This is a genomic window from Streptomyces sp. NPDC005728, assembly GCF_040630895.1.
In the GTDB taxonomy this organism is placed as follows: Bacteria; Actinomycetota; Actinomycetes; order Streptomycetales; family Streptomycetaceae; genus Streptomyces.
The window spans coordinates 1-25117 of the sequence record NZ_JBEXYL010000009.1; the positions used below are offsets into that span (position 1 = coordinate 1).

Here is a 25117-nt window from a genome sequence, read left to right on the forward strand (position 1 = left end):
GACCGAGGCACACACCAACCACCCGCTGCGCGAGCACTTCTGCGAGCAGCTGATGATCGCCCTGTACGGCTCGGGACGACAGGCCGACGCCCTGGGCGTCTTCCGCCGGATGCGCCGGCACCTCGACGACGAACTCGGTATCCAGCCATCTCCTGCCCTGCGCCAGGTGGAGAGCGCCATTCTCTGTCACGACCCGGCTTTGGCCGGTGATGCGCGATCCTCTCTCCTTCAGCTTGCTTAAAGGGTTAGCTTTTGGCTGGGCCGAGATGCGCCACACGGTAACGTGAAGTCGCCTTCCAGCGTGGTCCGTTCGGGTACAACCTAGGATTGACCCGAACATCTCGGGCCGGGCCACGCGATGGGGCGGAGGGGACGGGTTCGTGGAGTCGGCGGCATCCGCTCGGCCTGTCGTGCGCTTCAACATCCTCGGCTCGTTGGAAGGCTGGCACGGCGAGCGTCGGCTCAGACTCGGCAGCCCCACCCAGGAACGTGTGCTCGTCACGCTCTTACTGGAGCCGGGGCGCATGGTGCCGGTGCCCCGGCTGGTGGCCGCCGCCTGGGACGACGAGCCGCCGCAGACCGCGGGCCACCAGATACGCAAGGCCGTGGCCGCACTGCGCACCCGTATCCCCGGCGGCGCCGGGCTGATCGTCACCGACGGTGCCGGATACCGGGCCGTCCTCGGCGAGGACCAGCTGGACCTGCACGAGTTCGGCCGACGCTCGGGCGAGGCCCGGCAGGCGGTGGCCGCCGGAGCGGCCGCCGAGGCCGTCCGGCACCTGCGGGCCTGTCTGGACCTGTGGCGGGGCCCGGTCATGGCCGGCGCCGGCGGAGCGGTGATCTCCGCGGCCTCCGCCGCGCTGGAGGAACGGCACATGGCCGTGGCCGAACAGTACTTCGAGTTACAGCTCGAACTCGGCCAGTCCGCCGAACTCGTCGGGCCCCTGCGCGAGTTGGTCACCGCGCACCCGCTGCGGGAGACCCTGCGCGGGCGGCTGATGCTCGCCCTGTACCGGGCGGGCCGGCAGGCCGACGCGCTGGAGGAGTTCGGCCGCGTGCGCGAACTGCTCGTCGAAGAGCTGGGCATCGACCCGGGCGCCGAGCTGACCCGGCTGTACGAGGCCATCCTGCGCGACAGCCCCGAGGTGGCGCCCCGCGTACCGCAGTCCGTGTCCGACCGCGCCGCCCTCCTCGTACCGGCCCCGCTCGCCCAGCCGGACGGGTCCGAGCCCGTGCCCTGCACCCTGCCGTACGACCTGCCGGACTTCACCGGCCGGGACGAGGAGCTGGCCCGGCTGCTGGAGGTGGGCCGGGCCCCGGCCCGCGGGAGTACCCGGATCGTCGGCGTGGACGGCATGGGCGGCAGCGGCAAGACCGCCCTGGCCGTGCACGCCGCCCACCTGCTCGCGGCCGACTACCCCGACGGACAGCTCTTCGTCGACCTGCGCGGGTTCAGCCCCGGCGAGAAGGCGCAGGAGCCGGGTGCGGTCCTGCACTCCCTGCTGCGTGTCGTCGGCATACCGGACGACCGGATCCCGGACGACCTGGAGCGGCGCACCACCTTGTGGCGAACCGTTTCCGCCCAGCGGAAGATCCTGCTCCTCCTCGACAACGCCGCCGACGCCGCCCAGATACGGCCGCTGCTGCCCGCCTCGGAGGGCTGCCTGGCCATCATCACCAGCCGGGTCCGCATGCTCGAACTCGACGGCGCCGAGTGGCTCTCCCTCGGCCTGCTCTCGGCCGAGGACAGCACCACCCTGCTCACCCGGACGCTCGGCGCCCACCGCACCGCCGCCGAGCCCCAGGCCGTCGACCACCTCGCCCGGCTGTGCTGCGGCCTGCCCCTCGCCCTGCGCATCACCACCGCGCGGCTGCGCAACCGGCCCCGCTGGACCGTCCAGTACCTGGTCGACCGGCTCGCCGACGAGACCCGGCGGCTGCGCGAGATGAGCGCCGGAGAACGCAGCGTCGAGGCCACGCTCAGGCTGTCGTACCAGGCCATGGAGTCGGACCTGCGCGCCGCGTTCCGGCTGCTCGGACTGCACCCCGGCAGCGCCATCGACGTCCACTCGGCCGCCGCGCTGCTCGGCACCGACGGCCACGACGCCGAGGACGTCCTGGAGCGCCTGCTCGACGCGCATCTGCTGGAGCAGCACGAGGCGGGGCTGTACGGCTTCCACGATCTGGTGCGGACGTACGCGATGAGCGTGCGGGAGGCCGAGGACGACGAGGAGGCCGCCGGCGGGCGCCTGGTGGTCTACTACGCCCTGGCCACGGACAAGGCCTGCGACATGCTCTTCCCCGGCCGCGGCAGCCACGGTGACCCACCGCCCGGCAACCCGCCCGAACTGCCCCGGCTGGACGGCGACGAGTGCGTACTGCGCTGGTTCGACCGTGAGTACGAGGCGCTGCTCGCGATCGTCGCCCAGGCGGGTGCACAGGGCCTGCACCGCCCGGTCGCCATGCTGGCCCGCAACGTCCTGTTCTATCTGAACCTGCGCGGACACTACGAGCAGTTCCGGGTCGTCAGCCGGATCGCGGTCGTCGCCTGCCAGCAGCTCGGCGACCCGGTGCTGCTCGGCATCAGCCTCGGCAACCTGGCCGTGGGCCACTGGTGGCTCGGCGACTTCCAGGACGGCATCACCACCGCTCAGGAGGCCCTGGAGCTGGCCGGCTCCGACGACCGCAGCACCGAGGCGTTCTGCCTCGACGTGCTCGGCCTGCTGCACGGGGCACTGGGCAACTTCGACGAGGCCCGCGCCCATCTGGCCCAGGGCATCGAACTGCACCGGGAGTTGGGTGCGCCCCGCGACGAGGCGCAGGCGCTGGTCAACCTCAGCACCGTACAGACCTGGGCGGGCCACTACGCCGAGGGCGCCCGGTACGCGGCCCGGGCCACCGAACTGAACCGGCGCCTCGGCGAGCGCAACAACGAGATCTCGTCGCTGACCTGGCTGGCCCTGGCCCACCTCGGCACCGGCGAGGACGAGCGGGCGCGGGCCTGCCTCGCCCAGGCCCTCGAACTGTGCGACGAGTCCCGCAGGCCCGCGAACGTGGCCGTCGTCCTCGCCCACTGGGCGCGGGTCTGCCAGCGCCTCGGCGACATGCGCTCGGCCGCCGAGCACGCCGAGCGCGCCCTGGACCTGGTCTCCGCCGAGGGCACGGCCCTGCGCCAGGCGACCGTGGCGAACGTGGTGGGCCTGGTCCACCTGCGCCGCGGCGCGCCCGGCCGGGCCATGGAACTGCACCGCCACGCCCATGAGCTGGCCTCCCGCCTCGGCTACCGCTTCGAGACCGCCCGCGCCCTGCACGGCATGGCGGAGGCGGCACAGGAGCTGGGCGACGCACGGATGGCACGCCGGCACTGGCAGGCGGCCGAGGCGCTGTACGACGCGATGGGCGTGACCGAGGCGGGACGGCGTCTGTAGGCAGCCTGCGGCCTGCACGGGAAACGGCACCGACGGGGCGTGAGCCCGGTCGATGCCGTCGATGCTGCGCTGTGTGGTCCGAGGGATGCGGGGTTCGGGGTGGTCAGGAGCCGGCCAGCTTCGGCTCGCGCTCGTCCGCCAGGATCGGGCCGGACGGGGCCTGGTGGCCCGTCCGGCCGGAGGTGAGGTGCACCAGGGCGTGCTGCACTCCGGTCGCCGGAACGGCCGCCGCGGTACCGAGCGTCAGGACGCCTGCGCCGGTGAGCGCGGTCAGAGCCGTCTTCGTACGCAGTGCGATGGCGCGCATAGGTGTAACCCCCAGGAAGAGACGGATCGTGATCCGGTCGCCGGGCCTCGCCCCGACGCCGCAACCGATGCTCCGGGGGACCGATCCCCATGCCGTCCCCGCCGGTTCCCGAAGCGGGTCGGGCCCCCGGTACTCCTGGTTTCAATGGCGGCGGGCCGGTCGTGGTCGGATGCAGGGTCGAGTACCGGGAGACGACCGGCTCAGCCCTACGCCACCCCCGCCAGCCGCAGCACCGCCGTGGTCGCCGCCGCGCCCAGGACCACCACCACGAACGGCGCCCGGCGCCAGGCCAGGACCGCGCCGGCCAGCACCCCGGCCGGGCGGGCCCAGCCCGCGAAGCCCCCGCCCTCGGTCAGGGCACCCGTCGCCAGCAGGGCGACGAGCAGGACGACCGCCCCCGCCGATGCCAGCTCCTGCACCCGGGCCGGGACCGTCACCCGGCCGTGCAGCAGGGGGCCCACCAGACGGAAGGCGTACGTGCCGACCGCCAGGGTCAGGATCACGGCGACCGTGGCGCTCATCCGGCGGCTCCGGCGGGCCGGCGGTGCAGGAGCAGCCCGGCCAGGGCGAGGAGCACCGGCACTCCGGCCGGGACCACGGGCGTCGCGGCCAGGGCCAGGGCGGCGCCGAGCAGGGCGCAGCGCCGTACCCCCGCATCGGCCCGCAGGGACGGCAGGACCAGGGCGACCAGAACGGCGGGGAAGGCCGCGTCGAGGCCGTAGCGGGCGGTGTCGCCCAGGGCGCTGCCGGCCAGCGCGCCCGCCAGGACGCCCGTGTTCCACACGGCGAACAGACCGAGCCCCGAGATCCAGAACGCCTTGCGCCGCCGCTGCGGATCGGGCTGGGCGAGGGCGAAGGCGACCGTCTCGTCGGTGACCAGATGCGCCCCCAGGTATCGGGTCGCGCGACCGGGACCGATGATCTCGGCCACCGCCAGACCGAAGGCCGCCGTGCGCGTGTTGAGCAGCAGTCCGGTGGCCGCCGCGGCCAGCGGGCCACCCCCGGCGAGCAGCACGCCGACCGCGCTGAACTGGGCCGATCCCGCGTACACCACCAGCGACATCAGCACCGGTACCCACACCGGCAGCCCGCCCGCGACGGAGACCGCACCGAAGGAGACACCGACGATGCCGCTGGCCAGCCAGACGAGGGAGCTGTCCCGGACCAGCGAGGCGGACTCGGGTGTTCGGAGAAGCGAACGCATGTTTTCTACAATGAACAGCAGACGCCCTGTTCGTCAAGACGAACGATCATACCGATGGAGCGAACGACATGTCCGAGGCCCCCGCCCGGCTCCCGATGGAGTGGATCGCCGCGTCCCTCAAGCGTGAGCGCACCCGCACCGGGCTGTCCCTGTCCGAGCTGGCCAAGCGCGCCGGGATCGCGAAGTCCACGCTGTCCCAGCTGGAGGCGGCGAGCGGGAATCCGAGCATGGAGACCATCTGGGCGCTGGCGGTGGCCCTCGGGGTGCCCTTCAGCGCGCTCGTGGAGCCGCCCGTGCCCGCCGTCCAGGTGATCCGGGCCGGAGCGGGGCCCACGGTCCACTCCGAGCAGTCCAGCTATCTGGCCACACTGCTCTCGGCGAGCCCGCCGGGCGCGCGAAGGGATATCTATTACGTCTGGCTGGAACCCGGGACCGTACGGGATTCCGAGCCGCACATTCCCGGGACCACGGAGCACATCGTGGTCACGGAGGGAGCCGTCAGGGCGGGCCCGCGCGGCGAGGTGGCCGAACTGGCGCCCGGGGACTACATGTCCTACCGCGGGGACGTGCCGCACGCCTACGAGGCACTCGCCGCCGGAACGAAGTTCGTGCTGATCATGCAGCACATGTGAACCGGAAATGAACGGGAAAAGGCAGGAGCCCCATCGCCTTGCGGCTAGGGGCTCCTTGGGTACTGCACTCAGGTTCTGCGATCAGGCAGACATCAGACCGGGGTGACGTTCTCCGCCTGCGGGCCCTTCGGACCCTGCGTCACGTCAAAGCTCACCTGCTGGTTCTCCTCGAGGGAGCGGAAGCCGGAGGCGTTGATCGCGGAGTAGTGAACGAAGACGTCGGGGCCGCCGCCCTCCTGGGCGATGAAGCCAAAGCCCTTTTCGGCGTTGAACCACTTAACGGTTCCGGTAGCCATAAGCCCTCCTTGGGCTCAAAAGGGTTGCCCTGCTCCAGAACCTGCACGTGCGAAACGGTGCTGCACAACTGCATTCGTCTGAAAACGACGAGAGCCCGCGGTCACATGCTCCGCAGGCTCTGTACTGCAAGGGAAACCAAACTGCAACTTGCGGCGAGCCTAGCACGCAGGCAGCCGAAAGCAATAGAGGTCAAGATCACGTCACCCGAATGTTTGAACCGCCAGACGGGTGGGTTGACGGTGGGGCCGGTCTCAGCACCGTACAGCACGGGGTCTAGTCTCGCGATGTGGACAATTCTCGCACCCGGCCGCGTGTCGGCCACATCCAGTTCCTGAACTGCCTGCCCCTCTACTGGGGGCTCGCGAGAACCGGCACGCTCCTCGACTTCGAGCTGACCAAGGACACCCCGGAGAAGCTCAGTGAGCAGCTGGTGCGAGGCGACCTCGACATCGGCCCCATCACCCTCGTCGAGTTCCTGCGCAACGCCGACGACCTGGTCGCCTTCCCGGACATCGCCGTCGGCTGCGACGGCCCGGTGATGTCCTGCGTGATCGTCTCGCAGGTCCCGCTCGACCGGCTGGACGGCGCCCGGGTCGCCCTCGGCTCGACCTCGCGCACCTCGGTCCGCCTCGCCCAACTGCTGCTGGCCGAGCGGTACGGCGTGCAGCCCGACTACTACACCTGCCCGCCCGACCTCAGCCTGATGATGCAGGAGGCGGACGCCGCCGTGCTCATCGGCGACGCCGCCCTGCGCGCCAACCTCCACGACGGGCCCCGCTACGGCCTCGACGTGCACGACCTGGGCTCGCTGTGGAAGGAGTGGACGGGCCTGCCGTTCGTCTTCGCGGTCTGGGCGGCCCGGCGCGACTACCTGGAGCGCGAGCCGTTCATCACCCGCAGGGTCCACGAGGCCTTCCTCGCCTCCCGCAACGTCTCCCTGGAGGAGGTCGGCAAGGTCGCCGAGCAGGCCGCCCGCTGGGAGTCCTTCGACGAGGCGACCCTGGAGCAGTACTTCACCACCCTCGACTTCAGCTTCGGCGGCCCGCAGTTGGCCGCGGTCACCGAGTTCGCCCGCCGGGTCGGCCCGACGACCGGCTTCCCGGCGGACGTGAAGGTGGATCTGCTCCAGCCGTAGTCACTACGCTTCGGGCAGTGAGGCGTGCCGGGGGAGAGGCGGACGCCCCGGGGAAGAGGGGGACGCCATGCAGCCGCTCGGAGCTGACGAACCGGCCGCCGTCGGGCCCTACCGGCTGCTCGGCCGGCTCGGCGCGGGCGGCATGGGCCGGGTCTACCTGGGCCGCAGCGCGGGCGGCCGTACGGTCGCCGTGAAGATCGTGCATCCGCACTTCGCTCTGGACGAGGAGTTCCGGGCCCGGTTCCGCCGCGAGGTGGCGGCCGCCCGCCGGGTCGGCGGCGCCTGGACAGCGCCGGTCCTGGACGCGGACCCGGAGGCCGCCGTGCCCTGGGTCGCCACCGCCTACGTGGCCGGCCCCTCCCTCGACGGGGCCGTCAAGGACGGCGGCCCGCTGCCCCCGCACACCGTACGGGCCCTGGGCGCGGGCCTCGCCGAGGCGCTCGCGGCGGTGCACGAGCTCGGCCTCGTCCACCGGGACGTGAAGCCCTCCAACGTCCTGCTGACCCTGGACGGCCCGCTGCTGATCGACTTCGGTATCGCCCGGGCCACGGACGGTACGGCGTCCCTCACCTCGACCGGCGTCTCCGTCGGCTCGCCGGGCTACATGTCCCCCGAGCAGATCCTCGGCAAGGGCGTCACCGGGGCGGCCGACGTCTTCTCCCTCGGCGCGGTCCTGGCCTACGCGGCGACCGGCGAGCCCCCGTTCCCCGGCGACTCCTCGGCCGCGCTGCTCTACAAGGTCGTCCACGAGGAGCCGGAACTCGGCGCCCTGAGCGGCGAGTTGCGGGAGGCCGCGAGCGCCTGCCTGGCGAAGGACCCGGCCGCCCGCCCGGCCCCGGCCGAACTGGCCCGCCGCCTCGCCCCCGAGGGTGCCGCCCGCCTGATCACGGGCGGCTGGCTGCCGGGCGCCCTGGTCGAACAGGTCAGCCGCAGCGCCGTACGCCTCCTGAACCTGGAGACGACGGACGCGGCACCGTCGGGCCCGGTGGAGTTCGGCAGCCCTTCGGCGGGCGGGACTTCGGGGGCGGTGCCGGGACTGCCCGGGGCTGCTGCGGCGCCGTCGGGTTCGGTGCCGGGGGAGTCGGGTGCGGCCGCGGGGCGGTTCGGCGCGGCCACGGGCGGGTCCGCGCCGGTGGCGGGGCAGTTCGGGCCGGCTCCGGTGATGACTCCGTCCGGGGCCGCGGTGGTGGCACCCGGGGTTCCGGGCGTGCCCTCCGGGACGCCGGCCGTGCCGCCCGGGATGCCGTCCGAGGCTCCCCCCGGGCCGTCGGGGACCCCGGCCGGGCAGGCCGGGGCGTCAGGTGTCGAGTCCGCCGGTGTGCCGGGACCGCGGGATGCGGTGCCCGGTCCCGGCAAGGTCAGCGTCAGTGTGGCGGCGACCTCCGGGCCGGCGGAGAGCGGGCGCGGGCGCCGGGTGAGCTGCACCGTCGCGCTGGCCGTGGCGGCGGCACTCGCCGGCGCGGCCGTAGGGCTCGGGGCGCTGCTGCGGCCGTGGGCCGGCAGTGACCACGCCACGGCGGGCAGCGCACCGGCCGCCTCCCACTCGTCCTCGCCCGGACCCTCGTCGCCGTCCGACGCCTACTCGTCGCAGCCGGGCTCCGGACAGGACCCGAAGTCCCCGAAACCCAGCGCGAGCGGCGCCACGGGGAAGGCGATCCCGGCCCGCTACCTCGGCACCTGGGAGGGCCAGGCCACCGGGCTCGGCGGCGCCCTGCCCATGGGCACCTTCCGGCTCACGGTCCACCAGGCGGGCACCGGCGAGGAGTTGGGCAGGCTCAAGCAGACCGACCAGCTCGGCGGGGTCTGCACCGACATCCTCACGCTGAAGCAGGTGGCGGAGACCCGGATCGTGGCGACCTCGGTGGGCGCCAAGGGCAACCACGCCGGCTGCGACCCCGCCCCGCACCCGGTGGAGTTGACACCCGTCGGCGACGACCTCCAGTACTCGGCGGAGAGTTCGGCCGAGGGCGACCCGGTGTCCCGGATGTCGAAGGTCGGTTAGGGCCTGTCCGGCGGACCATGCCGGAATCGCGGGGCCTGGCACGCCCGGCTCCGCCGAACGCCCCCGTCGCCCCACCTGCCCCGGCTGTCACTACTGTGTCTGCGTTGGCGAACGCCAACGGCGCGCCACCGCACCGGCCTTCGGCCGGACAACGGCTGACAGCGCACGTTAAAGCAGCGCAAAGCGTCGCAACGGGGAAGGACGGGGAACACCCGCCATGGAGACACTGCAACCGGACGACCCGCGGCAGTTGGGCAGCTACCGCATGCTGCGCAGGCTCGGAGCCGGTGGCATGGGCCGGGTCTACCTGGCCCGCTCGCCCGGCGGCCGTACCGTCGCCGTGAAGGTCGTACGCCCCGACCTCGCCGCCGACGCCGACTTCCGCCGCCGTTTCGGACACGAGGTGGAGATCGCCCAGGCGGTCTCCGGCCAGTACACCGCCGCGGTCGTGGACGCCGACCCGGACGCGCCGTTGCCGTGGCTGGCGACGTCGTACGTGCTCGGCCCGGACCTGACGGACGTGGTGGCCGAGCACGGCGCACTGCCCGAGCACACCGTGCGCGCGCTCGGCGCGGGCCTCGCGGCAGCACTCCAGGAGATCCACGCGGCGGGACTCATCCACCGTGACCTGAAGCCGTCCAACGTGCTGCTGGCCGCGGCCGGCCCCCGCGTCATCGACTTCGGCATCGCGCGGGCGGTGGACGGCAACCGCATGACCCAGACGGGAGTCGTGGTCGGCTCGCCCGGCTACATGCCCCCGGAGCAGGCCCTGGGCCAGGACGTGGGAACGGCGGGTGACGTCTTCTCCCTCGGCGCCGTCCTCGCCTTCGCGGCCACCGGCCGCAACGTCTTCGGCGACGGTGCCGCCTCGCACGCGGCGATGCTCTACCAGGTCGTCCACGGCGAACCGGACCTGACGGGCACACCGCAGTCCCTGCTCGGGCTGGTGCGTGCCTGTCTGCTGAAGGACCCGGCCGCCCGGCCCGCCCCCGCCGAGATCGTGGCCGCGCTGGCCCCGCAGGGCGTCGAGAGCGTGCTCGGCGACTGGCTGCCCTCGGCGGTCGCGTCCACCATCGCCACGCACGCCGCCGGAATCCTGGACCTGGAGGCACCCGAGCAGCCGGCCGCACCGGCCGCCGGCTCCGCCTCCTTCGGCCCGGCCCCGGCGATGCCGGCCGGCACACCGGCACCGGCGGCGGGGTACGGCCATCCGCAGGCACCGGCCGCGGGATACGGCTATCCGCCGGCAGCGCCGGCCGGCTACGGCACGCCGCCGGCGGGCACACCCGCACCCGCCTACGGGACACCACCCGCGGGCACGCCCGGAGCGGCGTACGGCACGCCGCAGCCCGGCACCGTCCAGCTCGGCGCCACGCATGCCCCCTCCCCGGGCCCCACCCGCCGCCGCGCCCTCTCCTACGCCCTCGGCGGTGCCGCCGCCGTCGCCGCGGTCGGCGGGGGCACCGCCTGGTGGTTCGGGCGGAAGGACGGCAGCGCCGGCTCCTCCGACGGCGCGGGCAGCCACGGCAGTTCCGGCGCACCGGTCGGCGAGACCTTCACCACCCCGCCCGCGGGAGTGGCACCGCAGCCGCTGTGGCACCGGAGCGCCGCCGAGGACAGCACCTCGACCTCCGTACCGCTCCTCACCTACGACGGCCTGCTGCTGGTCAGCGGCGACCCGCTGGTGGCGTACGACGTGAAGACGGGCAAGGCGCGCTGGTCCAAGAAGGACATCTGCCGCCCGGGAGCCCAACTCCTCTTCCACGGCGGCAAGGTGTTCCTGGGCGACAGCGAGTACGACGGCGTCCTGGTCGCCTACGACGTGAAGACCGGCCACGAGGCCTGGCGCAGCCGGCTCGGCAAGAAGCTGAACATCGAGCGGACGATCGCCATCGACGACAAGAACGTCTACGTCACGCTGACCGACTACGGCCAGGCCAAGAGCGCCACCGACTACCGCACGGGCATCGCGGCGGTCAGCCACACCACGGGTAAGACCGTGTGGCTCCAGCGGCGCGACTGGGGCACCAACGACTACGACGTCGAAGGCACCGTGTCCGGCAAGTACCTCGTCTACGCCGACTCCAAGTACAACCTCACCGTGCGCGACACCGCCACGGGCGAGCAACTGTGGAGCAAGAAGATCGGCGACGACTGGAGCTGGCAGCCCACGGCCGCCGACGGGGTCGTGTTCCTGCCGGGCGAGAAGCTGACGGCCGTGGAACTCGAGACGGGCAAGACGCGCTGGACGCTGTCGCCGAACGGCCGCCGCGGCTTCTACAACCCCACCGTCATCGACGGCGTGGTCTACGTCTGCGACTTCGACCGCGGCATCTGGGCCCTCGACATCAAGGACGCCAAGCGGATCTGGCTCTGCGAGGAGGGCAACCGTATGTCCAGGGAGGGGTTCCTGAAGGCCGGGACGACGCTGTACGCGGCCGCCGGCGCGCTGGGCGGCGGCATCATCGCCCTGGAGGCCAGGACCGGCAAGGTCCGCTGGTCCTGGGTCGACAACACGGACGCCACCGACCAGTGGCAGATCGCCCTGTCGGGCAACCGGCTGCTGGTGACCGGTGGCCAGGAGGTCTACGCGCTGCCGGCTGTCTGAGACCGCCCCCACCCGGGGGCCTCACTCCCTAGGATTGCGGAGTGAGCACGGGGATTGCGGAGTGAGCACGGGCGCGCTGGTTCTCGCCGCCGCGCTGTGGGGCGCGGTGGCAGGCGCACTGCTGCCCCGGGCCGCCTACCGCTTCGCGGTCCCGGCGGGTGAGCCGTGGCGGGATCGCTGCCCGGGCGGGCACCCGGTCCGCGGGTGGCTCGGCGGGGCGCGCTGCGGAGCGTGCGCGCGGGGCACTCAGGCACAGGCGGGCGCCGAGGCCGAGGCGTCGTACGCCCCCTCCGTCCTCCTCCTCACCATCGCCACCGTCCTCACCTGTGCCGCCCTCGCCGCGGCCACCGGTACCAGGCCCGAGCTTGCTGTCTGGCTGCTGCTCGCGCCGGTGTGGGTGCTGCTCGCCGCCGTGGACCTGCGCGTGCGGCGGCTGCCCGACCCGCTGACCCTGCCGCTCGCGGCCGCCGGACTCGCCCTGCTCGGCGGGGCCGCGCTGCTGCCCGAGCACGCCGGCCACTGGCTCACCGCGTTGTACGGCGCCCTCGCGCTGGGCGGCGGCTACTACGTGCTCTGGCTCGTCAACCCGGCCGGCATGGGCTTCGGTGACGTGAAGCTGGCGCTCGGCATGGGCGCCGTCCTCGGCTGGTACGGCTGGCCGACGGTCCTGCTCGGCACCTTCGCCGGCTTCCTGCTCGGGGCGCTCTACGGCGGCGCGCTCGTCGTCGCCCGGCGCGCGGGGCGCAAGACGGCGATCCCCTTCGGGCCGTTCCTCATCGCGGGAGCCTTCGCCGGGCTGCTGATCGGCGCGTACGCAGCCTGAACGCGGGCGGGCGAAACGGCTGGCGTAGGCTGGTTCGGTCCGCCCGCCCGTCTCCCACCGCCACCCTTATTCGAGCGCTTCGCGCACTGCCCTTGATTAACCCTTGACGAAAGGGACCCCTGGTGACCGAGAAGGCCGACCTCCAGTCTGTCCTCGACCGTGCCGCTGCCGGTGGGCGGATCACCCCGGAAGAGGCGCTCGTCCTCTACCGCGACGCCCCGCTGCACGCGCTGGGCACCGCCGCCGACGCCGTACGCCGCCGCAGGTACGCGGGTATCGACCACATCGCGACGTACATCATCGAGCGCAACATCAACTACACGAACGTGTGCGTCACGGCGTGCAAGTTCTGCGCCTTCTACGCGGCCCCCAAGGACACCGCCAAGGGCTGGACCCGCGACCTCGACGACATCCTGCGCCGGTGCGCGGAGACCGTGGAACTGGGCGGCACCCAGATCATGTTCCAGGGCGGCCACCACCCGGACTACGGCGTCGAGTACTACGAGAAGCACTTCAAGGCCATCAAGGACGCCTTCCCGCAGCTGGTGATCCACTCGCTGGGCGCCTCCGAGGTCGAGCACATGGCCCGTATCTCCGGAGTGTCGGTCGAGGAGGCCATCACCCGGATCCACGAGGCCGGCCTCGACTCCTTCGCCGGCGCCGGCGCCGAGCTGCTGCCCGAGCGGCCGCGCAAGGCGATCGCCCCGCTCAAGGAGAGCGGCGAGCGCTGGCTGGAGATCATGGAGACCGCGCACAAGCTGGGCGTGGAGTCGACGTCCACCATGCTCATGGGCACGGGCGAGACGAACGCCGAGCGCATCGAGCACCTGCGCATGATCCGGGACGTCCAGGACCGCACGGGCGGCTTCCGGGCCTTCATCCCGTACACCTACCAGCCCGAGAACAACCACTTGAAGGGCCGCACGCAGGCCACCCTCTTCGAGTACCTGCGGATGATCGCGATCGCCCGCCTGTTCATGGACAACATCCAGCACATCCAGGGCTCCTGGCTGACCACCGGCAAGGAGGTCGGCCAGCTGTCCCTGCACTACGGCGCGGACGACCTCGGCTCGATCATGCTGGAGGAGAACGTGGTCTCCTCGGCCGGCGCCAAGCACCGCTCCAACCGGCTGGAGATCATCGACCTCATCCGCAAGGCGGGCCGCGTCCCGGCCCAGCGCGCCACGACCTACGAGCACCTCGTCGTGCACGACGACCCGGCGAACGACCCCGTCGACGACCGTGTGGCCTCCCACATCTCCTCCACGGCGATCGAGGGCGGCACGGCGCATCCCGAGCTCAAGCTGCTCACGTCCAACTAGACCCAACCAGGGGTACCGTGCTGACACTTCACGTCGCCGAGCAGTCGCCCGAAGCGGCGGTTCTGGTCGACGGGGCGTCCGTCGCCGCCGTCGGCCGGTACCAGGAACTGGCCGTTTCCCACCTGCGGGCGAGGGTGCGGCGCTGGCCCGGCATCCTGACGCCGGGACTGCTGAACCCGTACGGCCCGGAGCTGCTGGAGGCCACGTACCATCCCGACCCGCGCGAGGCCGATGCCCTCGGTACCGAGCCCATCGGCGGGGAGCGGGCGCAGGAGATCTTCCGCAGCGACCCCGCACGCCTCGGCGCGAGCGCGCGGCGCGGGGTGCAGCGGATGCTGGCGCACGGCACCGTGGCGGTGGCCGGGGAGCTGCGGTCGCGGGCCGTGGTCGACGCGGTGCGCAGGGCCGGACTCGCGGTGGGGCAGCGGCCGGAGAGCCTCCCGGGCCCGGCGGCGCTGTCCCCGACCCCGCTGATCCTGCTGCCGAAGCTGGTGCCGGGCGGTCCCGCACGATTCGCCGTGTTCGACGTCGCGGACCGCGCCGAACTGGTCCGGCGCGGCGCCGGGACCTGCGTGGCGACCGTGATCGGCGGACGGCTGGTGTACCGCAGCCGCTGATCCCGGCTCGTGTCGCCGCCCGCTCGGGGAACGCCGGGGAACGCCGGGAGCGCCGGCTCAGCCCGCGAACGCCTTCGCGAAAGCCCCCGAACTCTGGCTCACTCCACTGCAGTCGGTCGCTGCGTCGCCGGACGCGGAGTCAAAGTCCTCGCACTGCTGGTCGCGGAACGCGGACCACATCGACACCCAGGCGATCTCCTTCTCCTCGGCGAACGTCCGCACCTGCGCGGCGTCGGAGAGCGTGAACGTCTCCCCGTCCACGTCGTTGACACCGATCATCGAAGTGAGCGCCATGCCCCGCCAGGCGCCCGCTTCGGACAACCCGAACACCTTCTTCAGCTGGGTGTGCGCGGCCTTCGCGGAAGTGAGGGCGTAGTCGCCCATGTCGCCGGTGTACGACTCGCCGTAGTTCATCGTCATCAGGTTGACGGTGGAGACCTGCACGTCGTACGTGTTCGCGGACTCCAGCAGCGCGAGGCCGTCCGCGTCCAGCCCGGAGGGCATCACCGGCAGGGTGAAGGAGACCTTCAGACCGGGCCGTTCCTTCTGGAGCCGGGCGATCGCCTTCGAACGCAGGGCGACCGAGGCGCCGTCGGTCAACTGGGCGCCCTCGATGTCGAAGTCGGCCTGTGCGGAGCCGGCCGCGTCCAGCGCCCCGGCGTAGGCGGCGGCCAGCGCGGAGGCGCTGTCGCAGGTCGCGGCCAGTTCCTTGCCGGATGCCCCGCCGAAGGAGACCCGTACGGTGGCGCCGTCCTGCTTCAGCCCGGCGATCCGGGACTTCACGGAGGAGTCGCCGATCGCCTCGGTGCCGTTCCACCTCGGTGTGCAGTCACTGCCGTCGGAGATCACGAAGGCGAGGTTGTACGTCTGCGGCGATCCGGCGGAGTCGGTGGCGGAGGCCTCGGTGGCGCTGACGTACGGCGCGTAGGAGGGCGTGCTTCCGGTCTGAGTCGAGCACCCGGTCACCGCGACTGCAAATATGCAGATAGTCCCGGTGGTCCACGTCAGGTAACTCCTCATCGCGCACGCCCATTCTCGTGATCTCTGTCTCGGGTTGGAAACAGAATTGGTTTCCAGGGGGAGAATGTCTCATATATTTGCGCAGCTCACCTTGACATTCTCAGGAGAAGGACAGCTTGGCGACCCTTTCATGGTTGGCTCACAAGGATTTCTGAGAAAGGGTCACATAAAGGCTGCCTAATATTCGGGGAATGCATTCCGAACCCGCCATCGAAAGTCGCGCCGGCGGACGTGGTCGCCGTCGCAAACGAGGCAACGGGTCCGCCGAGGGACCCGTGTTCGTCGACTCCAGCGGACGCCGGTCGAAGGTGCTGCGCCGGATCGGCCTGCTCGTCGGCGTCGTCTGTCTCGCGTACGCGGGCGTGCTCGGGGCTGCCTTCATGGGCTGGGGTACCTCCATCAACCCCTCCTCACTGCTCCCCTTCGGCAACGCCCAGGGCGACCGGACCCCCGGCGGCATCCGCCCGCAGGGCGGGACCGGCCGCCAGGCGGGCCTGCCGAGCGGCGCCCCGTCGGTGCTGTCCCCGGACGCCGCCACCCCGTCCGCACCGGTATCCGTGTCCGCGTCCGCGGGCGCCAACTGACGGGAGCACAGGCGCCAGTCATGACCACTCCCACGCCCTCCCGCGGCCGCAGGCGCGCCCCGACCCGCATCGAGCGGGCGGCAGGCCGGGCCGCGGCACTGCAGCGCCCGCGTGTCGTTCTCGCCCTGCTGCTCCTGCTCGCACTGACCTGCGTGATGCTGCTCGACGGCTATCTGCGCGCCGAGGTCGGCGGCGACCAGCGGGTGCGCACCGGCGCCGGCTCCGGCAAGGTCCCCGACGACGTCCTCGACGGCGGCCCGATCCTGACCTTCCGGGGCGGCCGGGCCACCACGGTCTCCGTCCCGTCCAGGACCATCGCGCTCACCTTCGACGACGGCCCGAACCCGACCTGGACCCCCCAAGTCCTCGCCATCCTGCGCAAGTACGACGTCCCTGGCACGTTCTTCCTGGTCGGCTCGATGGTGTCCCGCTATCCGGGCATCGTGAAGACGATGGTCCAGCAGGGCAACGAGGTCGGCATCCACACCTTCACGCACGTCGACCTGTCGTACCAGAGCAGCTCCCGCGTCAACCGCGAGATGGAGCAGACGCAGCTCGCCCTCGCCGGCGCCGCGGGCATCACCACGACCCTGTTCCGCGCGCCGTACTCCTCCGAGACGGATGCCATCGACAACTACAGCTGGCCGGTCTACAAGAAGCTCGGCCAGGACGGCTACACCAGTGTGTTCGTCGACACCGACAGCGACGACTGGAAGAAGCCGGGCGTCTCGAAGATCGTCAAGTGGGCGACGCCGAAGGGCACCGAGGGCGCCTCGGTCCTCTTCCACGACGCGGGCGGCGAGCGCTCGCAGACGATCAAGGCCCTGCCGCGGTACATCGAGAAGATGAAGGCGAAGGGCTACACCTTCACCACCATCAGTGGGGTCATGGAGAAGCAGCGGGCCGCCGCACGACAGTCGGTACCGGCCGTCGATACGACGCCGAGCCGGGTGGGCAGCCTCCAGGCCGCCCACCGCACGGCCACCGGCATGACCCTCTACGAGGGGAAGGCTCTTGTCGCGGCGGTCGCCGTCGCCGAGTGGACCGTACCCGCGCTCTCGGCCGGGCTGGTCATCGTGGGTGTGGCTGTGATGGGCCGCTTCGGGATGATGCTGATCCTGGCCCGGCGCCACCACCGGCAGCGCAACAGACGCAGATTCAGCTGGGGACCGCCGGTCACGGCGCCGGTGAGCGTGATCGTCCCTGCGTACAACGAGAAGGAGTGCATCGCCAACACGCTCGAGTCACTGGCGCGGAGCACCCATCCGATCGAGATCATCGTGGTCGACGACGGCTCCACCGACCACACGTCCGAGATCGCCCGCGCCGCGGCCACGGAACTCGGCATGACGAACGTCCGGGTGATCCGCCAGGAGAACGCGGGCAAGCCTGCGGCACTCAACAACGGCGTCCGCAACGCGACGTACGACATCGTCGTGATGATGGACGGCGACACGGTGTTCGAGCCGGAGACGGTACGGCACCTGGTGCAGCCCTTCGCCGACCCGTCCGTCGGCGCGGTCGCCGGCAACGCCAAGGTCGGCAACCGCAACACGGTCATCGGCGCCTGGCAGCACATCGAGTACGTGATGGGCTTCAACCTCGACCGGCGCATGTACGACCTGCTGCGCTGCATGCCGACGATCCCGGGCGCGATCGGCGCGTTCCGCCGCGAGGCGGTCCTGCAGGTCGGCGGCATGAGCGAGGACACCCTCGCCGAGGACACCGACATCACCATCGCCCTGCACCGCGCGGGCCGGCGAGTCGTCTACCAGGAGCACGCGCGGGCCTGGACGGAGGCGCCGGGGTCCTTGAAACAGCTCTGGTCGCAGCGCTACCGGTGGTCGTACGGCACCATGCAGGCGTTGTGGAAGCACCGCAAGTCCCTCACGGACAGGGGTCCTTCGGGCCGCTTCGGCCGGGTCGGCATGCCCCTGGTGGTGATCTTCCAGATCGTGACGCCCGTCTTCGCCCCGCTCATCGACGTCTTCACCGTCTACTCGATGGTCTTCGTGGACTTCCGGGCGGCCCTCCTGGCGTGGCTCGCGGTCCTCGGCGTCCAGCTGGCCTGCGCCGCCTACGCCTTCCGCCTCGACCGCGAGAAGTACCGCTACCTGCTGATGATGCCCCTGCAACAGCTGGCCTACCGCCAGATGATGTACCTCGTCCTCATCCACTCCTGCATCACGGCCCTCACGGGCGGCCGCCTCCGCTGGCAGAAGCTGAAGCGAACCGGCGAGGTCGGCACACCGGCAGGGGTGAGCTGAGGTGGGTTCGCACAGGCGAGGAGCGACCACTGTGGGCAGCCCTTCCGCAGAGCAGCTGCCACAGGTAAAGGCACCGGGACGCGACCGCTACTTCGACACCCTCCGTGCTGTGGCCCTGGTGCGGGTCGTCACGTACCACACCTTCGGCTGGGCCTGGTGCGGCCTTCTCTTCCCCTCCATGGGCATCATGTTCGCCCTCGCCGGCACCCTGATGGCCAAGTCCCTGGAGCGCCCCGCCCTCGACGTCCTCAGGAGCCGCCTGCGCCGCCTCCTGCCCCCCTTCTGGTTCTGGGGCTTCTTCGTGGTCCTCGCGATGCTGATCCACGACTGGATACCGGGCCGGCAGATCGTCTACTGGATCGTGCCGCTCGGCGACCCGCCGGGCAACGCGTGGGGCGCGCAGGCCTGGGAGGTCCTCTGGTACCTGCGCACCTATCTCTGGTTCGTCCTGCTCTCCCCGCTGCTGCTGCGGATCTTCCGGCTCGCCCCCGTCCCGGTACTGCTGCTGTCTCTCACCCCGATCCTGGTGCTGAACTTCCTCTGGACGGGTCCGGACAACCGCTTCGGCAGCGCCCTGTGGGACCTGTCGACGTACCTCTTCTGCTGGATGCTCGGCTTCGCCCACCGCGACGGCTTGCTCCCGCGCAGCAAACCGGCCCTCGTGATCGTCCTCGCGCTCGCCGCGCTCGGGTACGGCGGCTGGTACGCCTTCTCGCACCAGGCGGACTTCGGCACGTACGACCTGGACGAGAACCCGCTCGCGCAGGCCTTCTGGTCGGCCGGTTTCGTGCTGCTGCTGATGTGGGCCAAGGCGTACTTCCGGATCGACTTCGCCCGGCTCGGTCGCTTCCGGCTCCTGGACCGGACGGTCACCGTCTTCAACGCGCGTGCGGTCACGATCTATCTCTGGCACGAGATCGCGCTGATCCTGGCCGTCCCGCTGATCGACCGGTTCTGGAACGTGCCCGCCTTCGAGACGTACCTGCCGCTGGACAGCCAGTGGTTCATGTTCGGCATCGGCTGGGTCCTGATCGCCGGGTTCGTCCTGGCGTGCGGCTGGGTGGAGGACGTGGCCGCCAGGAAGAAGCCGCAACTGATCCCGTAAGGCCGTCCTGCAGGCCCTCCTGCAAGAATGGGCGGGTGACCCGCGCTTCCCTGAACAAGCAGCCGCACGAAGTCGCCTCGATGTTCGACGACGTGGCGGAACGGTACGACCTGACGAACGACGTGCTGTCGCTCGGCCAGGACCGGCGCTGGCGCAAGGAGGTGGCCAAGGCGGTCGACGCGCGCCCCGCGCAGAAGATCCTCGACCTCGCGGCCGGTACGGCGACCTCCTCGCTGCCCTTCGCGCAGACGGGCGCGTACGTGGTCCCGTGCGACTTCTCGATCGGGATGCTCCAGGTCGGCAAGAGAAAGCGCGGCTGGCTGCCGTTCACGGCGGGCGACGCGACGAGGCTGCCGTTCAAGGACGACACCTTCGACGCCGTCACGATCTCCTTCGGGCTGCGCAACGTGCAGGACACGGACGCGGCCCTGCGCGAGATGTACCGGGTGACCCGGCCCGGCGGCCGCGTGGTGATCTGCGAGTTCTCGCACCCGACGTGGGCGCCCTTCCGGACCGTCTACACCGAGTACCTGATGCGGGCCCTGCCGCCGGTCGCCCGGGCGGTGTCGTCGAACCCGGACGCGTACGTCTACCTCGCCGAGTCCATCCGCGCCTGGCCCGACCAGCCCGCCCTCGCCGAACGGCTGCGCAAGGCGGGCTGGTCGAAGGTGGCCTGGCGCAACCTCACCGGCGGTGTGGTCGCGCTGCACCGCGGCTTCAAGGAGAGCTGAACCCCGCCGGCGGGGGACGGCGTCTCACCGGTTGATCACCTCGAAGGCGTCCCCGGGCTCGCCCAGTTCGCGTTGCATTCCGCCCGTCGGCGGACGCGGGATGCGTGGCTCGCGCACGCCCCCGCCGCCCTCGCCCTCACCGAAGTCGAACCACACGTACACCATGGAGTCCGGCGGCACCTCGGCACCGGGCTGCGGATACTGGCGTACGACGTAGTCGACGACGGTGTGGAGGAAGTCCGGGCGGTCCGGCGCGTTGAGCAACAGCCCTCGCGCCCGGGCCGTTTCGCGCGCGTCCATGGCCATCAGACCGACCAGACGAGGAACGCGCGCTTCGGGTGTTTTGGGTGTTATACGCACAGATGTCACCCCCAGCGGTACTGGCAGGGTAACTCGGTCGCGTGCCGCCCGGAAGCATCATGTGGCTTTCTGTAACAGTTGGTTACTCGCTGTCACAGGTCCAGTCGGTAGCAGTGCCCCTCCCGGGTCGAGGACGGCGTCACGAACGTCTCCGCCAGCCGCATGCCCAGCCGCCGGGTGACCGCGATGGAGCGTTCGTTGCGCGCGTCGACCATCGCCACCACGCTCGGCACCCCCGCCGCCCGCAGCCGCGCGAGCGTCTCGTCGGCGGCCGCCGTGGCGTATCCCCGCCCCCAGTGCGCCCGGCCGAGCCGCCAGCCGATCTCGATCTCGCCCGACGGCCCCCACGCGTACGGCCACGGCTGAGCCCCGGTGAAACCGACGACGTCACCGGACCCGTCCAGCACCGACCACAGGCAGAAGCCCCGCTCGGCGTCGTGCCGACGCTGGCGCGCGGTCAGCTCCTCGTAGACGGAGACCTCGGCGGACCGGCCGCCGTGGAACTCCATGACCTCGGGGTCGTCGAAGACCCGGTGCCAGGCGAACGCGTCCTCGTCCGTGGGCACGCGCAGCCTTACTGCGGGGAGAGCTTCGTTCACGGGACAGCCCTTCAGCCGGGTGATCAATTCTGCTGAATAGACTGCCCATGTCCAGTGCCGGTCGGCACGCAGATTTCTAAGCTTGGGGAGATCCCGCCGTGACCGAGCCCCTCTCCGAAAACACCGCCGATGTGATCGTCGTGGGCGCGGGGCCAGCCGGCTCCACCACCGCCTACCACCTCGCCAAGGCCGGACTCGACGTCCTCCTCCTGGAGAAGACCGAGTTCCCGCGGGAGAAGGTCTGCGGCGACGGCCTGACCCCGCGCGCCGTCAAGCAGCTCGTGGCCATGGGTATCGACATCTCCGAAGAGGCAGGCTGGCTGCGCAACAAGGGCCTGCGCATCATCGGCGGCGGCTCCCGCCTCCAGCTGGACTGGCCGGATCTCGCCACGTACCCGAACTACGGCCTCGTCCGCAAGCGCGACGACTTCGACGAGCAGCTCGCCCGCCAGGCCCAGAAGGCGGGTGCGCGGCTCTTCGAGCTGTGCAACGTCAGCGGCCCCGTCATCGACGACCGCACCGGTCGCATCACCGGCGTGACCGCCAAACTCGGCGAGGAGAAGCGCGAGGTCACCTTCCACGCGCCGCTCGTCGTCGCCGCCGACGGCAACTCCACCCGGCTGTCCCTGGCGATGGGCCTGCACCGCCGCGAGGACCGCCCGATGGGCGTCGCGGTGCGCACCTACTTCACCTCCCCGCGCCACGAGGACGACTACCTGGAGTCCTGGCTGGAACTGTGGGACCGCCGCGGTGCCCAGGACCGCCTGCTGCCCGGCTACGGCTGGGTCTTCGGCATGGGCGACGGCACCTCCAACGTGGGCCTCGGCGTACTCAACACCTCGGCCTCCTTCAAGGAGCTGGACTGGCGCGAGGTCCTCAAGGCCTGGTGCGCGTCCATGCCTCCGGAGTGGGGCTACACCCCGGAGAACATGACCGGCCCCATCCGCGGCGCCGCCCTCCCCATGGCCTTCAACCGCCAGCCCCACTACACCAAGGGCCTGCTGCTCGTCGGCGACGCCGGCGGCCTGGTGAACCCCTTCAACGGCGAAGGCATCGCCTACGCCATGGAGTCCGGCCAGATCGCCGCCGACGTCATCGTCCAGGCCCACGCGCGGGCCACGCCCGCCCAGCGCGAGATCGCCCTGCAGCGCTACCCGCGCGTCCTCAAGGACACCTACGGCGGCTACTACAACCTCGGCCGCGCCTTCGTGAAGCTCATCGGCAACCCGAAGGTCATGCAGATCGCCGCCCAGCGCGGCCTCACCCACCCGGTGCTGATGAAGTTCACCCTGAAGCTCCTCGCGAACCTCACCGACCCGACGGGCGGCGACGCGATGGACCGCATCATCAACGGTCTGAGCAAGGTGGCGCCGAAGGCGTGAGCCCCGGCCGGGCCCGGCTCAGCTCGGCAGCCCTGGCGGTCCGGCGGGCGTACACCTCGTCCCGTCGGTCCGCCATCTGCCGCAGCGCGTCCTTTTTCTCCCGCTTGGCCAGCCGATCGAGGTAGATGTACCCGTCGGTGTGGTCGGTCTCATGGGCGAGGCAGCGCGCGAAGTACCCCGTGCCCTCGACGGCCAGGGGGGCGCCGTGCTTGTCCTGTCCGCGCACGAGGGCGCGCTCGGGACGCGGTACGGCCATCACGGCCCCCGGCGCCGACAGGCACCCTTCGCCTTCGTCGATCAGCCGCCGTCCGGCCGGACCGGACTCCAGTACCGGATTGGCGATGTGTCCGACATGACGGATTCCGTCATCATCGAGGCAGTCGTACACGAACAGGCGCAGACCGACCCCGACCTGATTCGCCGCCAGCCCGGCCCCTTCGGCGACGTACATCGTGAGGAACATGTCGTCGATCAGTGCGGCGAGGTCGGGCCCGAACTCCGTGACGTCCCGGCAGGGCTTGTGCAGGACTTCCTCGCCGACCTCGGTGATGCGGCGCACCGCACCGCGCCCGGCCTCGGGGGCGTGACGCGGGTAGTGGCCGACGGGACTGCCCTGGACGAACACGCGTGGCATCGCGCGGTCTCCTTCGCTCGTGGACGGACCGCCGGACGGCGGCCCGTGCAGAGCATGCCAGGGGACGCCGAAGGGCCGCTGCCCCCGAGCGGCTGCGGCCCTACGCGCCTGAGAGGCGTGCCGAGGCGCTCAGAGCACCCGCACGGCGCCCGTCGGCGGGTCGTACGACAGCGGCTTCTCCACGATGCCGGTGGACGAGTTCTGCGCACCGACGAACATGCCGTCGCCCGCGTAGATCGCCACGTGGTAGGCGCTGCCCGCGCTGCCCCAGTACAGGATGTCGCCCGGCTGCAGGTTGCTCAGGGAGACCTGGGTGCCGGCCGTCGACTGGTCCTGGGAGACGCGCGGCAGGCTGATGCCCACCTGCTTGAACGAGGCCTGGACGAGGCTGGAGCAGTCCCAGGCGTTGGGGCCGGAGGCGCCCAGCACGTAGCTCTTGCCGATCTGCGCCTTGGCGAAGGCGAGCACCGCCGCGGCCGAACCGGTGGCCGTGGACGTGCTCGTGGACGTGCCGGTGGAGCTGCCCGTGCCCGCCGTGGTGGACAGCGTGGTCCGCTCGGCGTTGCGCGAGGCACGCGCGGCGGCCTCCTTGCGGGCGGCCTCCTGGGCCTTCTTCTTGGCCTCCGCCGCCTTCTGCTTCGCGTCCGCGAGGTCCGACTTGGCCTGCTTCGCGGCGTTTGCGGCGGCCTGGTCGCGCTCGGCCTGCAGCTGGTAGTTCGCGGCGGCCAGCTGCGTGGCGTCCGCGGACTGGGCGACCTGAGCGGCCAGGTCGGCCGTCAGGGTGGGCAGTTCGAGGGTCTGCGTCACCGGCTCGGCAGCGTTCGCCGAACCGGACGCCCCGGCGACTGCCAGGGTGCTGAGGACGCCACCGGCAACTCCGGCCCGCACGGCGATGGTCGACGCGCTGCGGCGGGGCTTCCGGTGGCTGCGTATGTGAGCGGTGTGGGACATGGGAATAACCGGTACCAGGGGCTCCTTCATATCTTCAAGAAACGTGTGCTGCGCCACAGTTGTTCAATCGACACCTCGAAGCCCGGGTGTGTCGCTCTTTATTGACGCCGTAACGGACATTGCGGACTCCCGTGATCAAGCCCGTGATCACGGGCTTTGATCAGTACGTCCGAATTGCCCCGCGCCTACCACTGGTTCAGGTGGATGGCCAAGCCCGGTTCTCAGACCGTTCTCATGGATGTGGCGGAGGTCACGGAACGGTTACCGGAAGGGCGGCGTCCGCGTGGGCCGGAATTCGTGAACGCGTGCACGCACCCGCCCCGCGTCCACATCGCGTCCCGAACCTCCCCCTGATGTGTGAATGCCGTCCTCTACCAGGGCGCCCCGTCCAGCACCAATTTGCATGCAACGGAACCCTCTTGATATGGAGACGACCCTCGTGGCCTGCGACAACAGGCGAAATTGTCACTTCTGGTGATCACCTGAACGCTTCGGGTGTGAAGATCACTCATCATCCGACTTCATGATCCTTCGTCAGGTGGTGGAGATCACAAAGCTTGTGTAATACCCCGTGTCGCAGATCACAGAGCGGCGGGCATAAGATGCGAGGCAGTTGGGCTTGTGACCTGCTTCACATGTTCTCGATCTTCGCCCGGGACGCGCGGGGCTCGTGGGACCGGTGAGGCCGATGTGAGCCCAGTGCAACCGCCAGCAGTCAGTGCCGACTGAGAGGAGCGAGGAGCGGTGAACGCTTATGCGCCCATCCTCGTACTGGGAGCCCTCGGGGCAGGCTTTGCGATCTTCTCCGTGGTCATGGCCACGCTGATCGGTCCGAAGCGGTACAACCGCGCGAAGCTCGAGGCCTACGAGTGCGGAATCGAGCCGACCCCCACGCCGGCCGGCGGCGGGCGCTTCCCCATCAAGTACTACCTGACGGCGATGCTCTTCATCGTCTTCGACATCGAGATCGTCTTCCTCTACCCCTGGGCCGTCACCTTCGACGCCCTGGGTGTCTTCGGGCTCGTGGAGATGTTGCTCTTCGTGCTCACCGTCTTCGTCGCGTACGCGTACGTATGGCGGCGCGGCGGCCTGGAATGGGACTGAGGGGC

At 71.1% G+C, this 25117-nt stretch carries 24 protein-coding genes; 15 read left to right on the forward strand and 9 right to left on the reverse strand.

Going from position 1 to position 25117, the window contains the following annotated elements; all coding sequences use genetic code 11:
* Together ABZ471_RS08965 and ABZ471_RS08970 are read left to right on the forward strand one after the other, a co-directional pair.
* A partial coding sequence (locus ABZ471_RS08965) for a BTAD domain-containing putative transcriptional regulator (protein ID WP_359064061.1) occupies positions 1-241 on the forward strand: 241 nt, incomplete at its 5' end.
* 169 nt (positions 242-410) lie between these two features.
* Positions 411-3428 (forward strand): BTAD domain-containing putative transcriptional regulator, encoded by a 3018-nt coding sequence (locus ABZ471_RS08970; protein WP_359064063.1) that lies wholly within the window; start codon positions 411-413, stop codon positions 3426-3428.
* Between the two features lie 103 nt (positions 3429-3531).
* Here the strand turns inward: ABZ471_RS08970 and ABZ471_RS08975 are convergent, their stop codons facing one another.
* The 3 genes from ABZ471_RS08975 to ABZ471_RS08985 form a co-directional block, all read right to left on the reverse strand.
* Complete coding sequence (locus ABZ471_RS08975; RefSeq protein ID WP_359064065.1) at positions 3532-3735, reverse strand: hypothetical protein; 204 nt, start codon at positions 3733-3735, stop codon at positions 3532-3534.
* 206 nt (positions 3736-3941) lie between these two features.
* Positions 3942-4256 carry an AzlD domain-containing protein gene (locus ABZ471_RS08980; protein ID WP_359064067.1) on the reverse strand — a complete coding sequence of 105 codons (315 nt, stop codon included), beginning with the start codon at positions 4254-4256 and terminating at the stop codon, positions 3942-3944.
* Complete coding sequence (locus tag ABZ471_RS08985) at positions 4253-4939, reverse strand: AzlC family ABC transporter permease (protein WP_359064069.1); 687 nt, start codon at positions 4937-4939, stop codon at positions 4253-4255. Before ABZ471_RS08985 ends, ABZ471_RS08980 begins: the two co-directional genes overlap by 4 nt.
* A 68-nt stretch (positions 4940-5007) precedes the next feature.
* Here ABZ471_RS08985 and ABZ471_RS08990 point away from each other — a divergent pair, with 68 nt between their 5' ends.
* On the forward strand, positions 5008-5571 hold the full coding sequence (locus ABZ471_RS08990) for an XRE family transcriptional regulator (protein ID WP_359064071.1): 564 nt from the start codon (positions 5008-5010) through the stop codon (positions 5569-5571).
* Between the two features lie 92 nt (positions 5572-5663).
* Here the strand turns inward: ABZ471_RS08990 and ABZ471_RS08995 are convergent, their stop codons facing one another.
* The gene (locus ABZ471_RS08995; protein ID WP_003992177.1) at positions 5664-5867 is read right to left on the reverse strand and encodes a cold-shock protein; all 204 of its coding nucleotides are present in this window, start codon (positions 5865-5867) and stop codon (positions 5664-5666) included.
* 287 nt (positions 5868-6154) lie between these two features.
* Here ABZ471_RS08995 and ABZ471_RS09000 point away from each other — a divergent pair, with 287 nt between their 5' ends.
* From ABZ471_RS09000 to ABZ471_RS09025, 6 genes are all read left to right on the forward strand, one after another.
* Positions 6155-7003 carry a menaquinone biosynthesis protein gene (locus ABZ471_RS09000; protein WP_359064073.1) on the forward strand — a complete coding sequence of 283 codons (849 nt, stop codon included), beginning with the start codon at positions 6155-6157 and terminating at the stop codon, positions 7001-7003.
* A 67-nt stretch (positions 7004-7070) separates the two neighbouring features.
* Positions 7071-9005 carry a protein kinase gene (locus ABZ471_RS09005; RefSeq protein WP_359064075.1) on the forward strand — a complete coding sequence of 645 codons (1935 nt, stop codon included), beginning with the start codon at positions 7071-7073 and terminating at the stop codon, positions 9003-9005.
* Positions 9006-9222: 217 nt separating this feature from the next.
* On the forward strand, positions 9223-11613 hold the full coding sequence (locus tag ABZ471_RS09010; RefSeq protein WP_359064077.1) for a PQQ-binding-like beta-propeller repeat protein: 2391 nt from the start codon (positions 9223-9225) through the stop codon (positions 11611-11613).
* A gap of 61 nt (positions 11614-11674) precedes the next feature.
* The gene (locus ABZ471_RS09015) at positions 11675-12436 is read left to right on the forward strand and encodes an A24 family peptidase (protein ID WP_359064079.1); all 762 of its coding nucleotides are present in this window, start codon (positions 11675-11677) and stop codon (positions 12434-12436) included.
* Positions 12437-12558: 122 nt separating this feature from the next.
* Positions 12559-13758, forward strand: a complete 1200-nt coding sequence (gene mqnC, locus ABZ471_RS09020; protein ID WP_359064081.1) for a cyclic dehypoxanthinyl futalosine synthase — start codon at positions 12559-12561, stop codon at positions 13756-13758.
* A 17-nt stretch (positions 13759-13775) separates the two neighbouring features.
* Positions 13776-14375: a hypothetical protein gene (locus tag ABZ471_RS09025; RefSeq protein ID WP_359064083.1), complete on the forward strand. Its 600-nt coding sequence runs from the start codon at positions 13776-13778 to the stop codon at positions 14373-14375.
* Between the two features lie 57 nt (positions 14376-14432).
* Here ABZ471_RS09025 and ABZ471_RS09030 read toward each other — a convergent pair whose 3' ends face one another.
* The gene (locus ABZ471_RS09030) at positions 14433-15395 is read right to left on the reverse strand and encodes a chitinase (RefSeq protein WP_359064085.1); all 963 of its coding nucleotides are present in this window, start codon (positions 15393-15395) and stop codon (positions 14433-14435) included.
* A gap of 275 nt (positions 15396-15670) precedes the next feature.
* Between ABZ471_RS09030 and ABZ471_RS09035 the strand changes: the two genes are divergently transcribed.
* From ABZ471_RS09035 to ABZ471_RS09050, 4 genes are read left to right on the forward strand one after another with little or no spacing between them, the layout of a single operon-like run.
* Positions 15671-15979, forward strand: coding sequence for a hypothetical protein (locus tag ABZ471_RS09035; protein WP_359064087.1), 309 nt, complete (start codon positions 15671-15673; stop codon positions 15977-15979).
* Positions 15980-15999: 20 nt separating this feature from the next.
* Positions 16000-18246, forward strand: a complete 2247-nt coding sequence (locus tag ABZ471_RS09040) for a glycosyltransferase (RefSeq protein ID WP_359064089.1) — start codon at positions 16000-16002, stop codon at positions 18244-18246.
* Between the two features lie 31 nt (positions 18247-18277).
* Positions 18278-19351 (forward strand): acyltransferase, encoded by a 1074-nt coding sequence (locus tag ABZ471_RS09045; RefSeq protein WP_359064091.1) that lies wholly within the window; start codon positions 18278-18280, stop codon positions 19349-19351.
* Positions 19352-19386: 35 nt separating this feature from the next.
* Positions 19387-20082 carry a demethylmenaquinone methyltransferase gene (locus ABZ471_RS09050; RefSeq protein ID WP_359064093.1) on the forward strand — a complete coding sequence of 232 codons (696 nt, stop codon included), beginning with the start codon at positions 19387-19389 and terminating at the stop codon, positions 20080-20082.
* A 24-nt stretch (positions 20083-20106) separates the two neighbouring features.
* Here the strand turns inward: ABZ471_RS09050 and ABZ471_RS09055 are convergent, their stop codons facing one another.
* Together ABZ471_RS09055 and ABZ471_RS09060 are read right to left on the reverse strand one after the other, a co-directional pair.
* Positions 20107-20442, reverse strand: a complete 336-nt coding sequence (locus ABZ471_RS09055; RefSeq protein ID WP_359064095.1) for a PASTA domain-containing protein — start codon at positions 20440-20442, stop codon at positions 20107-20109.
* 92 nt (positions 20443-20534) lie between these two features.
* Positions 20535-21041 carry a GNAT family N-acetyltransferase gene (locus tag ABZ471_RS09060; RefSeq protein ID WP_359064097.1) on the reverse strand — a complete coding sequence of 169 codons (507 nt, stop codon included), beginning with the start codon at positions 21039-21041 and terminating at the stop codon, positions 20535-20537.
* A 98-nt stretch (positions 21042-21139) separates the two neighbouring features.
* On the opposite strand from ABZ471_RS09060, the gene ABZ471_RS09065 reads away from it, so the two are divergent.
* Complete coding sequence (locus tag ABZ471_RS09065; RefSeq protein WP_359064099.1) at positions 21140-22423, forward strand: geranylgeranyl reductase family protein; 1284 nt, start codon at positions 21140-21142, stop codon at positions 22421-22423.
* Here the strand turns inward: ABZ471_RS09065 and def are convergent.
* Together def and ABZ471_RS09075 are read right to left on the reverse strand one after the other, a co-directional pair.
* Positions 22389-23057 carry a peptide deformylase gene (def, locus tag ABZ471_RS09070; protein WP_359064101.1) on the reverse strand — a complete coding sequence of 223 codons (669 nt, stop codon included), beginning with the start codon at positions 23055-23057 and terminating at the stop codon, positions 22389-22391. The genes ABZ471_RS09065 and def overlap by 35 nt on opposite strands.
* Before the next feature lie 129 nt (positions 23058-23186).
* Complete coding sequence (locus ABZ471_RS09075) at positions 23187-24008, reverse strand: C40 family peptidase (RefSeq protein WP_359064103.1); 822 nt, start codon at positions 24006-24008, stop codon at positions 23187-23189.
* Positions 24009-24752: 744 nt separating this feature from the next.
* Here ABZ471_RS09075 and ABZ471_RS09080 point away from each other — a divergent pair.
* The gene (locus ABZ471_RS09080; protein WP_007383963.1) at positions 24753-25112 is read left to right on the forward strand and encodes an NADH-quinone oxidoreductase subunit A; all 360 of its coding nucleotides are present in this window, start codon (positions 24753-24755) and stop codon (positions 25110-25112) included.
* Positions 25113-25117: the final 5 nt, after the last annotated feature.

Excerpts from the sequence above, each read along its gene's own strand:
- ABZ471_RS08980 (WP_359064067.1), bottom strand. The coding sequence starts at position 4,256 with ATGAGCGCCACGGTCGCCGTGATCCTGACCCTGGCGGTCGGCACGTAC.
- ABZ471_RS09075 (WP_359064103.1), bottom strand. The coding sequence starts at position 24,008 with ATGTCCCACACCGCTCACATACGCAGCCACCGGAAGCCCCGCCGCAGC.
- ABZ471_RS09005 (WP_359064075.1), top strand. The coding sequence starts at position 7,071 with ATGCAGCCGCTCGGAGCTGACGAACCGGCCGCCGTCGGGCCCTACCGG.
- def (WP_359064101.1), bottom strand. The coding sequence starts at position 23,057 with ATGCCACGCGTGTTCGTCCAGGGCAGTCCCGTCGGCCACTACCCGCGT.
- ABZ471_RS09010 (WP_359064077.1), top strand. The coding sequence starts at position 9,223 with ATGGAGACACTGCAACCGGACGACCCGCGGCAGTTGGGCAGCTACCGC.
- ABZ471_RS08975 (WP_359064065.1), bottom strand. The coding sequence starts at position 3,735 with ATGCGCGCCATCGCACTGCGTACGAAGACGGCTCTGACCGCGCTCACC.
- ABZ471_RS08995 (WP_003992177.1), bottom strand. The coding sequence starts at position 5,867 with ATGGCTACCGGAACCGTTAAGTGGTTCAACGCCGAAAAGGGCTTTGGC.
- ABZ471_RS08985 (WP_359064069.1), bottom strand. The coding sequence starts at position 4,939 with ATGCGTTCGCTTCTCCGAACACCCGAGTCCGCCTCGCTGGTCCGGGAC.
- ABZ471_RS09030 (WP_359064085.1), bottom strand. The coding sequence starts at position 15,395 with ATGAGGAGTTACCTGACGTGGACCACCGGGACTATCTGCATATTTGCA.
- ABZ471_RS09040 (WP_359064089.1), top strand. The coding sequence starts at position 16,000 with ATGACCACTCCCACGCCCTCCCGCGGCCGCAGGCGCGCCCCGACCCGC.
- ABZ471_RS08990 (WP_359064071.1), top strand. The coding sequence starts at position 5,008 with ATGTCCGAGGCCCCCGCCCGGCTCCCGATGGAGTGGATCGCCGCGTCC.